The following is a 12,919-nucleotide window of genomic DNA, read 5'->3' on the forward strand; positions in this document are numbered from 1 at the left end:
AATAGGCAGGGCCCAAGGTTGCGACAGAGCTTCTGTCGACGAAAGCAGAAATCGAGCACGGCACATTCTCCTCTAAGCGGGGTTGAAAAAACTCACTTCTTTTCACGAGAGAGAATATAATTGCAGTTGTTACGAACCTTTGACTTTCCTGTTAAGAATGTGCGCGTGCTGGTTTTCCCCCTATCTGCGATCAGAAGAAATTTTGGCTATATGAGTACAGTTCTTCAGCGGACAGTTTCACGCCGTTCGGTACGCCATCGGATGATGAATCCGTTGGTTGACCGCATATTCGCCCCGAGCCATGCGGATTTGCTGTCGGGTGCTACCCAACCAGTTACCTCTAGTGATTTTTTACGCTGCTTTGAAATGGCGGTTGTTACTCTTCCGCGCTGGTCTGTTGAGGGTAAAATTGCTGCGTCAAACAACCCACGCGGCTAGGTTAGCTCCCGAACAGCTAGTATGCCCACCGGCCCGCCGCGTGTGTCTTTCACCTGGCCAGCATGGGGCCATCCATGGACGGACAGCAGCAACGGCCTGCATCAAACAAATCGCCTGAAGCAATAGAGCAGGGACGTCTGCTAAGACGAGAACTCGATTCGAAGCTTGAACAGCTCGCTGACACGTTCAATCTTGACCGCAAAGAGGTTGACGATATCCTGCATGAACGTTGGCACGAGTTCGACCCGAAGCCCCAAACATGGGGCAAATTGTTTGATGATTACGTCGCTTCGCGAGCCGCTTATCTGGCGTTATGCAGTAAAAACGGCTGGAGTCCGCCGATGCCAAATGTGGAGTGGGCGTTTGACGGCAACATTCGCCCCCTGGAAAACTCAAGAAGCTCGAAGCGATCATCAGACCGAGAGCTGGTCACGGCAGTTGCGAAAATGCAGTCCCTCGTTGGAAAACTCTTTCCGTCGATCGAACTGAAACTCGCAGACGGAAGTTCTCAATTGCTCACGATCGAAGGCTTCGCATCAAGCATTGACGAGTATCCCGTAGAACCTCTGCAACGGATGATTGCATCCTGCAGAATCTTCTCAGGACTTGTCGAAGTCATTATCGAAAGAAGATCAGACCAACGAGACACGGTCACGTACAGGCTATCAGAAAAGGTTCGTCGCCACCTTCTGGAGCGAATCAGAAGAGTCGTAGACCAAGAATGCTTTAAGGAAGAATGCTTTCCAGTTGAAGTCGTTACCAAGACGATCATTGCAACACGAAAATGGCCTCGCTGGAGAAATACCAGCGAGGCCATTTTCATGAAAGGATCCAGCACTTGAAGTTATGACTAGGCCGGCTTCAAACTCGGATCATTGCTCTCAACCACAAACGACGTTCGCACGCTGCAAACCCCGCCTGGTTCGATCACTTTATCGACAACAACGTAATCCGTCTTCCAGTTCGCAGGAGTCACTTCGCAGCGGACGTAACCACGTTGTGCATTATGAAACTTCACGCAGGCATTGTCCGCGACGATCATATCGTGCGTTTTTGGCTTATCGACACCATTGCCGCCGCTTGAGATCGACGTCGCGACGAACTCCGTTGCCACGAGCTTCGTATCGGTCTTTCGATCATCGACGCGGAGTTCATTGGCCCAGTTCGAGTGGATATCGCCGGTCAGGACGATCGGATTGCTGATGTGGTGCATTTCCATGAACTTCATCAGTTCCATCCGCTCAGCTGCATAGCCCGGCCACTGGTCCATTGAATAGCCATGCTCATCATCTTTCATGCGATGGCCAACCATCCCCATCATGACCTGCTGAGCCAGGACGTTCCAGGTGCCTTTGGACTCTTCCAGATTGTGGTACAACCACTTCTTCTGCTCGACGCCAAGCATGGAGGCTTGAGGATTCAACGCCTCGTCATTGAGTGGCGAACGCTTGTCATTGTTTGGCTGGTTGCTGCGATACTGACGTGTATCGAGAACCAGGAGTTCCGCCAGTCGCCCGAACGAGGCCTTGCGGTACAACTGCATGTCCGGCCCCTGGGGAAGGCATGATGCTCTCAGAGGCATGGCTTCGTAGTAGGCCTGATAGGCGTTCGCTCGTCGCACGAGAAAGTCAGCTGCAACGACGTCCTTCTGTTCCGAAATTTCGTCTGCACAGTTGTTGTCGAACTCGTGGTCGTCCCAGGTCACCATCCAGGGGCATTGGCGGTGCATCTCTTGCAGATCGGGATCGGTCTTGTATTGGGCATGACGAATGCGGTAGTCACTTAACGAATTGATTTCGTCGCCATGGTGCGTACGAACCTTCCCGTTCCGGCCGGCAGCATACTCATAAATGTAATCGCCAAGGTGGAAGACGAGATCAAGATTGTCCTGAACCATCTGTTGATACGGCGTGAACAACCCTGCTTCCCAGTTCTGGCAGGAAGCAAAGGCGAATCGCAATTTCTCGGGCATCACATCGACCGAGGGCATCGTGCGCGTCTTCCCGACCGGGCTGACAGCATCGCCGGCCTGAAAGCGATAATAATACCAGTGATCTGGCTTCAAACCGGTCGGCTCAACGTGGACCGAGTGGGCCAGTCGCTGCGGGGCAATCGTTTTGCCGCTGCAGACAATTGATTTCATGCCTTCATCTTCAGCCACTTCCCACTGAACTTCGACATCATCGAACCCCATTCCGCCGTCGGGCTGAAGTGGAGAAGGAGCCAACCTCGTCCACAATACGACGCTGTGATCATCCGGATCTCCCGAGGCGACTCCCAGAGTAAACGGATCACTGGAGAAGGTCGGAGCAGAGTTCGCCCAACTTGTTCGAGGAAGAAACGGCAGCGAGCTCAAAGCCGCACCGTAGGCAAGAAACAGTCGTCGAGAAACTCGACCCTCGTATCCAACGGCATCGCGCAGACCATTCAGATCCAACATAGGAAACGTCCTTTCCATGGCGTCGCAAGCGACTGGGGAAATGCTATCTGGTTGTCACCATCTCAAATCTTGCCTTCAGAATCTCGAATCGAGATCGGTTGTGCAATTTCAAAACGGTACAGGGAGTCAACTTTATTGACTCGCAGAATAGCTGGATGCCAGGTTTTCAGGACGATACAGAGAGGAACCTTCGTCGTTTTTTCACAAACAAATCAGCTGAATGAGGTCGACGTTTGTGTGTCACTGCACGGCGTTATAGACCAAATGTCAGGATCGCGTGGAAAAGCGAGATTCAAGACACGCAATAATGTCCGCCAGATGCGGCTCGATGATCGTGTAATACTTTGTCCGACCTTCCTTTTCGCAAGCCAGAAAGCCACATCTTTGCATGAGACGCAAGTGGTCAGACATCATAGCGCTGGGAATTTCACAGGCATCTGCCAGCTGCCCGACAGAATATCGCCCATTAAGCAACATGTGGACAACCTGAAGACGATGCGGATGGGCCAGAATCTTCAAGCACTCGGCTGCATGAACAAAATTGGGGGCATCCAGTCGCGATTCCATGGCAGCAGAAGGGGGAGGTGTCATATCAGGTGTTTCTTCAGTCTTCGGGACATTCATTCACAATCCAACATGTAAAGCCAGCTTGGAGTATCAACCGCTGCGGATCATGAGGGGCTCATTAAACAGACGCAGAACGACCCCGAGGGATGTCTGAAATGAGGGGATTTATCAAAAATTTCTACCAAACTGAAACTGAGTCTCAACTTCATTGCCAGTTCTGCTATCATTCGTTACAACGATTGTCGATGAGATCTCAACTCACCCTCGTAATACGCCGAAATCACCAAAAGGTTGAATCTGAATGTCAAATTTGACACAAATTCAAAAAGGTCAGCTTGCCCGCATCAGCTCGATTCTGGGAGAAGATGGCCTGCACTTTCGACTTATGGAAATCGGCTTTATTCCAGGACGTTGCATCGAGTTCCTGCGTTCCGCACCACTTGGTGATCCTGTCGAATTTTTTCTCAATGGTTCTCGGATCGCCCTGCGTAAGGCTGATGCTGCCAAGGTGCTCGTCGAATTAGTGCAGCCAAGTCAAGGCTGAGGTTTTTCTCGCTGTCACTCGTGATCACTTTGAGTGATTTCGCTGTTGCCCAATGGACGTGGCCGGTTTGACATGACAACTACGCAATCTGATCCGCCCGCCAAGTCGATCCCTGCTTCGCCAAAATCCCTGCATGTTGCCCTGATCGGCAATCCGAATACCGGCAAAAGTACGCTCTTCAACGCCCTCGCTGGCATGAATGCACGCACTGGCAATTATCCCGGCGTGACCGTCGAGCGTAAGACCGGTCGGACAACCTGGAATGGACGTGCCCTCGAGTTCGTCGACCTTCCCGGGACCTACAGCCTTTCTCCTCGCTCCTTGGACGAGATGGTCACTGTCGACGTCCTCCTTGGACGTCAAGCCAGCGAAAGTCCTGTTGACGTTATCATTTGCGTCGCAGATGCCAGCAATCTGGAGCGAAACCTCTACCTGCTCGGACAACTGCTTGAATTGGGCCTGCCGACTGTTCTCGCCCTGAATATGTGGGATTCCGCCCAGCGTTCAGGTCTTGAAATCGATGTGGAAAAGTTGTCAACAACTCTCGGCATCCCCGTCGTTCGTTGTGAAGCAAACAACCGTGTTGGCATCAGCGAACTGAAAAACGCGATCCTATCAGCGGTCGGCCAGCCTCCGTCGATTAAACACCAGCCACTCACGCCAGAGTTCTATCAAACTCTGAACAGTTTTCATGCGGATGTCGAAAAGGCAATCTCGACTCCGTGTCCTCTTTACCTGGCCGAGCGCATGCTTCTTGATCAGGGAGGCGTGATCGAGCAGCGAGTCTCCAAAGATCACGGACAAACTGCGACGGACATCATCACGAACACGCGAGCAAAGCTGAAAGCCAGCGGGTTCACCATTCCGGGGACGGAAGCCAGCCAGCGGTATCAATGGTCCAGCGATATCATCCGTCAGACGATTGTACAGAAGCCGATCACGCGTAAGTCATGGACCGAGCGTCTGGATGCCTGCGCACTTCATCCGTTTCTGGGCCCAGTCATTTTTACGGTAGTCATGTTGCTCGTCTTCCAGGCCATTACCAGTTGGGCGAGCCCTCTCGCGGATGGCCTGGAAAGCGTGCAAGGACAAATCAATAGCTTCGTAGAAGCAGGCCTGGAACCTGGGCCACTTCGGAGTCTGCTCGTCGATGGTGTCGTTGCAGGTGTGGGAGGCGTACTTGTCTTCCTGCCGCAGATTGCTCTGCTCTTCCTGTTTATCGCGATCCTGGAAGACAGCGGTTACATGGCTCGCGCTGCGTTCATGATGGACCGCCTGATGATGGGACTCGGTCTCAACGGGAAGTCGTTCCTCCCGCTGATGTCGTCGTTCGCCTGTGCGGTTCCCGGGATCATGGCCACCCGCACGATCGATAACAACCGCGATCGCCTGATCACGATCTTAATCGCCCCCCTGATGAGCTGTTCTGCCCGCCTGCCAGTTTACCTGCTGATTGTTGGTACCTTGATTCCCAACATCACCTACCTGGGAGGCTGGGTGACACTTCCAGGACTGATGTTGTTACTGATGAACAGCATCGGCCTGATTCTGGCGATCCCGATCGCGGTGCTGCTGAAAAACTTCATGGTGAGTGAAGACCCATCGCCATTTCTACTGGAACTTCCCCGTTACCAGCGTCCCTCGATTCGCGTCGTGCTGAGTCGTGTTTACGAACGCAGCATGTCATTCGTAACAACAGCAGGAACCTTCATCTTCGCCACGACCATCGTCATCTGGGCCCTGGCGACCTACCCGGGCGATCATACGCCCCGATACGCCGTGCAGAAGTACCTGGAGTCTCAGCAGGCGATTCTCGATGGCATGGAGAAGCCGGAAGATCCCGAAGCTCCCGTATCTCCTGAAGTCGCTGCTTTAACGAAGACGATCGAATCACTTCAACACGAGCATGACACCATGGCTGCCTCACTCATCGAAAAGAGCTACATGGGCCAGATGGGTCATGCCATCGAACCGCTCGTCCGCCCGCTCGGATGGGACTGGAAGATCGGCGTCGGCGTGATCGCATCGTTTCCTGCACGTGAGGTCATTGTTGCCACCCTGGGCATCATTTACTCACTGGGCGGTGAAGTCGATGAGGAAAGCGAAGGCCTCGTCTCTGCCATCCAAAACTCTCAATGGCCTGATGGCTCTCCGGTGTATACGATTCCGGTAGGCCTCTCCATCATGGTTTTCTTTGCCCTATGTGCGCAGTGTGTCTCCACGCTGGTCGTGATTGGTAAAGAAACAAACAGCTGGTGGTGGCCGACTTTCTCGTTTGTTTACATGACCGTGCTGGCCTATGTCGTCGCCCTGATTGTCTACCAGGTCGGCACGGCGATGATGGGTTAGCCATCCATTCTCGGGACATGCCCCCCCCTGATCTGCCCGAAGCGTTGCATTATGAATGATTCTCAGAATCTGATTGTTCTGCTGATCCTTGTCCTGGCCCTGTCGTATCTGGGACGACGCATCGGCAAGTTTATTCGCGGCGTTTTGTCCAAGCGTGCAGCGACAAAATGCGGTGGATGCAGCAGCTGCGATGTCGGAAACAGCAAAATCAAGGTCGTCGAACTTGTGGGGCTACAGACGCCTAATACCAGCAAAAAATCATCCAGTTGATTCGGCAATCGTGGATAAGAGAATCAATTTCCTTGCAATTCCTGTTGGCGTCTGCTCTGTTCGCCAGTAAGATGATTCAGTCCGAACAGTAGCGACGTCATGAGCCGTTGATGTCGCGAGCCGAGGATGGGAAATCTGATCTATGAGACTGGGTGTGCGCATCTGGGCTTTGGCCTGCGCTCTGTATTTGTCCAGTTCCTGGCTGGTCGCTGAAGAAGTCGATTTTCGTCGCGATGTGCTACCGGTCCTTTCCGGAACCTGCTACGCCTGCCACGGTCCCGACGAAGAAACTCGCGAAGCCGGCCTGCGTCTGGATGTTCGCGAAGCAGCGATCGAAGCCGGCGCGATTGCTCCGGGAGACTCCGACAACAGCGAACTGATTGCTCGTCTATTCTCCGATGACGAAGATCTGCGCATGCCGCCTGCCCAAAGCGGCGTCATGTTGACTGACCAGCAGAAGCAGGCCTTCAAGAAGTGGATCGAAAGCGGTGCGGAGTATCAGAAACATTGGGCGTTTGAAAAGCCGGTCCGCCCCGACATTCCAAAGATCGAAGACAGCAGCACCGTCAACCCCATCGACCAGTTCATCGCCGCCAAGCTCCATGAACGCGCGATGACGCCGTCCGTTGAAGCAGACCGTTACACATTAATCCGTCGTGTCTATCTGGACCTCATCGGCTTGCCTCCCACGCCTGAGCAGGCGGATGCGTTTGTGAATGACACGTCTGCCAACGCCTATGAGAAGGTCGTCGATGAACTGCTCGCGTCCCCTTCTTATGGCGAACATTGGGCGCGATCCTGGCTAGATCTGGCCCGCTATGCAGACACCAACGGCTACGAAAAAGACCGCGAACGAACCATCTGGCCGTACCGCGACTGGGTCATCAAGGCCCTCAATGACGATATGCCGTTTGATAAGTTCACGATCGAACAACTCGCTGGCGACCTTCTTCCTGAGCCGACTCAGGACCAACTCATCGCAACCGGCTTTCATCGCAACACGATGCTGAACGAAGAAGGGGGAATCGATCCGCTCGAATTCCGTTATTTCGCAATGGTCGACCGAGTCGCAACGACCGGTGCCGTCTGGCTCGGCATGACCACGGGATGTGCCCAATGCCATACTCACAAATACGATCCCATCACGCACACCGACTATTACCAGCTGTTTGGCCTCTTGAATAACGCGGAAGAACTCGAACTCGATGTCACACCAGCATCACTCAAGCAGCGACGCGATGAGATCGATGTTCAAGTTCGAGCAGAAATTCCGGGTCTCGAATTCCAGTACCCGCCGTTTCAAGGGGATGGACCAGAACCGGAACGTCGCTGGACGGCCTTTCAAACGGCTTTCTCAAACTGGAAAGACAAGGTCGCAGGCTCACTCAACACCTGGACAACCGCCAAACCTCAATCAGCGACCAGTAATCTCCCCTATCTCGAAGTCGAGCCAGACGGCGCGGTCTTTGCCAGTGGCGACTTCACGAAACGGGACGTTTACACCCTGGCATTCAACCTCTCTGAGTTCAAACAGCCGATCACCGGCCTGCGACTCGAAGCCCTGCCGGACGAGCGCCTTCCGCAGCGTGGACCGGGTCGGACGTTTTATGAAGGCAGAGCAGGGCAGTTCTTCCTGAGCGAATTCACCACCACTGTCGATGGGCAGAAGGTCGCCTTCGATCCTGCGAATCCGACGGCGGTCTCACTTTCCGACGGCAACGGCTCTTCGGGGGTCCAGCCAGCGGGTGACGAGATCGGGCAACGCATTCAGTACGTGATCCCGCTCGCTCAACCTCTTCAGCCGACAGGCACATTAACGATCGAGATGCTCTTCGAACGCCACTTCGTCGCAGCACTCGGCAAGTTCCGGATTAGTGTGACGTTCGACGAGAAGTTGCGGTCACCGGTTCGCTTGACGGAAGAAGTCGAAGCTGCATTTCGTCAGCCCGCCGACTCGCGATCAGAAGACGAAGAAACAACAATTCGAAACTACTTCCTGCTGACAGCGCCCGAACTCGCAGAAGCGCGCAAGCCAGTCGACAAGCTGCGTAACTCCAGACCTGCTCCCGTTCGAACCCTCATCTTCCGGACAAGAGCCAAAGACAATCCACGCGAAACTCATCGCCACCACCGTGGCGAGTACCTGTCGCCACGAGAACCAGTCACGCCCGGTATCCCGGAGATTTTCGCGACCTCAACTGAGAAGCCTCCACACGACCGCTTAGCGTTCGCGCAGTGGCTCGTCTGTGAAGACAACCCTCTCGTCGCGCGGGTCGCAGTCAATCGTGCCTGGGCGAGATTCTTTGGACAAGGCTTTGTCACGACATTGGAAGATTTCGGAACCCAGTCCGAGCCACCCAGCCACCCGGAACTCCTCGACTGGCTGGCCTGCGAATTCATGACACCCACGACCGATGGCTTCCAACCATGGTCGATGAAATCCCTGCATCGCTTGATCGTCACGAGTGCAGCCTATCGACGTTCCAGCGTGGTCACTGCACAAGAGCAGGCGAACGACCCGAGTAATCGCTGGCTCTCGCGCGGCCCTTCCTACCGACTTTCCGCCGAGGTCCTCCGCGACCAGATGCTCGCCAGCAGCGGGCTGTTGACCCAGAAGATGTATGGCCGCAGCGTCTTTCCTCCTCAGCCCGGATCAGTCACCGACGTCGCCTACGGCGGTTTCCGCTGGAACGCTTCGACCGGCGAGGATCGTTATCGACGCAGCCTCTACACCTTCTCAAAACGCACGACTCCTTTTGCTGCCTTTACGGTCTTTGATGGCCCAACCGGCGAGAACTGCATCGTCAAACGGGATCGCAGTAACACGCCACTCCAGGCGCTAACGCTCCTCAACGACGAGATGTATTTGGAGATGGCCCGACACGCCGCGACGTCATGCAAAACCGATCAGCCGATCGAGTCCACCATAACCACACTCTTCCGACGCTTCCTCATCCGACCGCCCGGTCCAGAGGAAGTCTCGACACTGGTCGCTTATTTCCAGATGCAACGCTCACGCATCGAAGCGGGGGAAATCAACCCGCAAGAAGTGACTGGCAATAAGGACGCAACAGCTGACCTTGCTGCCTGGACTCTTGTCGCCCGCGTCATCATGAACCTCGACGAAGCCGTCGTGAAGCCATAATTCCTCCCTGCCGCAGAGCCCACCTATGCTTGATCCTATCCACCCACTGCTCGCCCGCACCCGTCGCCAGCTCTTTCAAGACTGTGGCATCGGACTGGGCAAGATCGCGCTGACATCACTGATGACCGGCGGTCTGCAGAACATGATGACTTCTCAGACGCACGCCCACGAATCGGCGTCATCGGGCTATCTCCTTCCGAATGGAGGGAAGGCCAAGCGAGTCATCTACCTGTTCATGGCCGGTGCCCCCAGCCAGCTGGACCTGTTTGATTACAAGCCAGAACTCACCCGGCTCGAAGGCAAGCCCCTTCCCAAGTCAGTCACCGAAGGTCAGCGTCTCGCCTTCATTCAACCCGACGCAGCCGTCCTCGGACCGCGTTTTGAGTTTGCCAAACATGGCCAGTCCGGCGCAGAGATTTCGTCGGCCCTGCCTCATCTGTCAAAAGTTGCCGATGACATCGCGTTCATCAAGACCGTCCACACCGATCACTTCAACCATGCCCCCGCTCAACTGTTTGTGAATACGGGCAACGGCGTGCCCGGTCGTCCCAGCATGGGCTCCTGGGTCACTTATGGCATCGGCAGCGAAGCGACCGATCTGCCTGGATTCGTCGTTCTCACCAGCGGTGCCACCCTCAGCGGAGGAACCGCGATGTGGGGCTCGGGACTTCTGCCGAGTTCGTTTCAAGGCGTTCCGTTTCGCAACTCCGGAGATCCGATTCTCAACGTCACGACTCCCAAAGGCATGGATCAGAAGTCACAGCGCGATGCACTCGATGCCATTAAGTCACTCAACCAGCAGCGACTTTCCAGACAAGGTGATCCCGAGACAGCAACGCGCATCTCTGCCTACGAGATGGCCTATCGCATGCAAACCCGCGTTCCCGAACTGATGGATACCGGCGGCGTGACCAAAGAAACCCTCGACCTTTACGGGGCTGAACCAGGGAACGCCAAGAAAGCGTTTGCCAACAACTGTCTGTTGGCAAAACGACTGGCCGAGCGTGGCGTGCGCTTCATTCAAGTTTATCACTCCGACTGGGATCACCACTCCAACGTGGCCGGTGGATTAAAGAACCAATGCGGCACGACCGATCAGCCTTGTGCAGCACTTCTTACAGACCTCAAACGCAGCGGCATGCTGGACGACACGCTCGTTATCTGGGGCGGCGAATTTGGTCGCACGCCGATGGTCGAGTCCTCCGTCGTTCTCGGTCGAAGTCAGGGACGCGATCACCACCCGCAAGCCTACACCATGTGGATGGCGGGCGGCGGGATCAAGCCAGGGATCACCGTCGGCAAGACGGATGACCTTGGCTTCAAGCCGGTCGAAGATCCGGTCCACGTGCATGACCTGCAAGCCACCGTGCTGCACTGTCTGGGAATCGACCATTCAAAATTATCCTCTCGTTCCGGAGGTTTGAATGTGCGATTGACGGGAGTCGAAGAACATCACGTCGTCGAGAAGCTGCTGGCTTAGTCGCTGTCGAAAAACCAGCAAAACGCCTAAACTGGCCGCATGGCGAGGGAAATCAACACTCTGATCATTGGCGGCGGTCTCGCCGGAACAACGCTGACATGGGCGTTGCGTCATGCGGGCGTTGATGTCCTGCTTGTAGATCGAAACGAAACGTCGACCTCCTCGAAAGTTGCAGCTGGTCTAATCTCGCCGGTCACTGGCAAACGTCTGGCTCAACTCGACGACTTCGAGGTTCTCTGGTCGACCGCCAAACGCTTTTACAGACAGATCGAGTCGATCACCAACTCTCGGTTGCTGACAGAGACGCCGCTGCTTCGATTGTTTCATGCCAAAGAGCATGTCGAGAAAGTCCGCAAACGGATCGCAACCGGCTGGGATGTGCAGTGGATCGAATCTCCAAAGCCATTTCAAACAGATCTTGGCTCGGTCGAGATCCCGGTCGCAGGTCGCCTGGATGCCCTGCAGTACCTCGACGTCTCGCATCGTCATTTCCAGACACAAAATCACATCGTTCATGCAGATTTGCATCCGCTCTGGGATGTGAAGATCTCGTCGGAGCAGATCGAGATTCCCAAGATTGATGTCACTGCGCAACGAGTCGTGTTCTGCCAGGGATTCACTGGGGCCTACAATCCGTACTTCGGACGACTTCTCTGTAACCCCGCCAAAGGACAGATTCTGACCGTCAGAATTCCCGGACTTGATGAAGACCGCATCGTCCAGCACGGCGTCTGGCTGATACGGATTCAGGACGATGTCTACAAAGTCGGCTCAACCTACGAGCATGATGATCTGAGTTCGACCGTGACAGCGGAAGGTCGCGACGCCGTGTTGGCGAAGCTGAATGAGATCCTGCCACGCGAAGTGGAACTGCTTCGTCACGAGGCAGGTGTTCGTCCGGTCTTACTGCAACAGGTCGCGCGCGTCGGAACGCATCCTGCCGATGGGCGCATCGGTTACTTGAACGGACTGGGATCGAAAGGCTCACTGCAGGGGCCTTATCTGGCGGAAATGATGGTCGAGCATCTGCTGCATGGCAAGCCAATTGAACGTCGTTACGACGTCCGTCGTGAAGCTGCTTTTGCAGACACTACCGTCAAGTCTCTCGAAGTCGAGAATCTGACGCATGTCGCTCAGGAGTTTGTGTCCCGCATTCTCAAGCCCGATGAATTCGCCATCGATGGAACGGCAGGGAATGGTTACGACACACAGTTTCTGGCGGAATGCGTCGGCAAAAAAGGGCATGTCTGGGCATTCGATCGACAACAGCAGGCCCTCGACAGTACCTCAGGTCGACTGACGGTTGCTGGCATTAAACACGTCACCCTGATCAATGACTGCCACTCGAATGTCGTCTCACATCTCCCTGGCGAACTGCGGGGAAGCATCGGAGCGGCGATGTTCAACCTGGGATATCTACCAGGGTGTGAGAAGTCGGTCATCACGACCAGCGAAACAACCGAGCGAGCACTCCGCGACGTGATGTCATTGTTACGTCCCGGAGGCATCCTCACCGTGCTGGCGTATGTCGGACATCCCGGCGGCCTTGATGAAGAAGCGGTTGTCCGAAGACTCTGGAAAAGCCTCCCGCCACGAGAGTTCACGATCAATCTGGGTTACGCTGACCCGCCATCCCCAAAGTCGCCTCGACTGTTCGTCGTACGACGTCGACTGACGTAAACGAAC

General features: G+C 55.0%; 10 protein-coding genes. 8 read left to right on the top strand and 2 right to left on the bottom strand.

Annotated features, from left to right (window positions below; all coding sequences use genetic code 11):
• Nucleotides 1-120 precede the first annotated feature (120 nt).
• Together SH248x_RS05665 and SH248x_RS05670 are read left to right on the top strand one after the other, a co-directional pair.
• A complete protein-coding gene (locus SH248x_RS05665) occupies nucleotides 121-438 on the top strand; it encodes a hypothetical protein (protein WP_459557541.1) in 318 nt (105 codons plus the stop codon).
• A 74-nt stretch (nucleotides 439-512) separates the two neighbouring features.
• The gene (locus SH248x_RS05670; RefSeq protein ID WP_459557542.1) at nucleotides 513-1,280 is read left to right on the top strand and encodes a hypothetical protein; all 768 of its coding nucleotides are present in this window, start codon (nucleotides 513-515) and stop codon (nucleotides 1,278-1,280) included.
• Between the two features lie 8 nt (nucleotides 1,281-1,288).
• Here the strand turns inward: SH248x_RS05670 and SH248x_RS05675 are convergent, their stop codons facing one another.
• Nucleotides 1,289-2,878, bottom strand: a complete 1,590-nt coding sequence (locus SH248x_RS05675; RefSeq protein WP_459557543.1) for an alkaline phosphatase D family protein — start codon at nucleotides 2,876-2,878, stop codon at nucleotides 1,289-1,291.
• Between the two features lie 267 nt (nucleotides 2,879-3,145).
• Entirely contained in the window at nucleotides 3,146-3,445 is a 300-nt protein-coding gene (locus SH248x_RS05680; RefSeq protein WP_459558590.1) for an ArsR/SmtB family transcription factor, read from the bottom strand.
• 301 nt (nucleotides 3,446-3,746) lie between these two features.
• Here SH248x_RS05680 and SH248x_RS05685 point away from each other — a divergent pair, with 301 nt between their 5' ends.
• The 6 genes from SH248x_RS05685 to mnmM all read left to right on the top strand — a co-directional run bounded on the left by SH248x_RS05685 (nucleotide 3,747) and on the right by mnmM (nucleotide 12,913).
• Nucleotides 3,747-3,989 (top strand): FeoA family protein, encoded by a 243-nt coding sequence (locus tag SH248x_RS05685; RefSeq protein ID WP_459557544.1) that lies wholly within the window; start codon nucleotides 3,747-3,749, stop codon nucleotides 3,987-3,989.
• A gap of 72 nt (nucleotides 3,990-4,061) precedes the next feature.
• Nucleotides 4,062-6,338 carry a ferrous iron transporter B gene (gene feoB / locus SH248x_RS05690; RefSeq protein WP_459557545.1) on the top strand — a complete coding sequence of 759 codons (2,277 nt, stop codon included), beginning with the start codon at nucleotides 4,062-4,064 and terminating at the stop codon, nucleotides 6,336-6,338.
• A gap of 51 nt (nucleotides 6,339-6,389) precedes the next feature.
• Nucleotides 6,390-6,608, top strand: coding sequence for a hypothetical protein (locus SH248x_RS05695; protein WP_459557546.1), 219 nt, complete (start codon nucleotides 6,390-6,392; stop codon nucleotides 6,606-6,608).
• Between the two features lie 142 nt (nucleotides 6,609-6,750).
• Nucleotides 6,751-9,753, top strand: coding sequence for a PSD1 and planctomycete cytochrome C domain-containing protein (locus tag SH248x_RS05700; protein WP_459557547.1), 3,003 nt, complete (start codon nucleotides 6,751-6,753; stop codon nucleotides 9,751-9,753).
• Between the two features lie 25 nt (nucleotides 9,754-9,778).
• Entirely contained in the window at nucleotides 9,779-11,233 is a 1,455-nt protein-coding gene (locus SH248x_RS05705) for a DUF1501 domain-containing protein (protein WP_459557548.1), read from the top strand.
• 39 nt (nucleotides 11,234-11,272) lie between these two features.
• On the top strand, nucleotides 11,273-12,913 hold the full coding sequence (mnmM, locus tag SH248x_RS05710) for a tRNA 5-(aminomethyl)-2-thiouridylate-methyltransferase MnmM (RefSeq protein WP_459557549.1): 1,641 nt from the start codon (nucleotides 11,273-11,275) through the stop codon (nucleotides 12,911-12,913).
• Nucleotides 12,914-12,919: the final 6 nt, after the last annotated feature.

Origin of the sequence: Lacunimicrobium album, assembly GCF_052161635.1 — a bacterium.
Lineage (GTDB): Bacteria > Planctomycetota > Planctomycetia > Planctomycetales > Planctomycetaceae > SXPC01.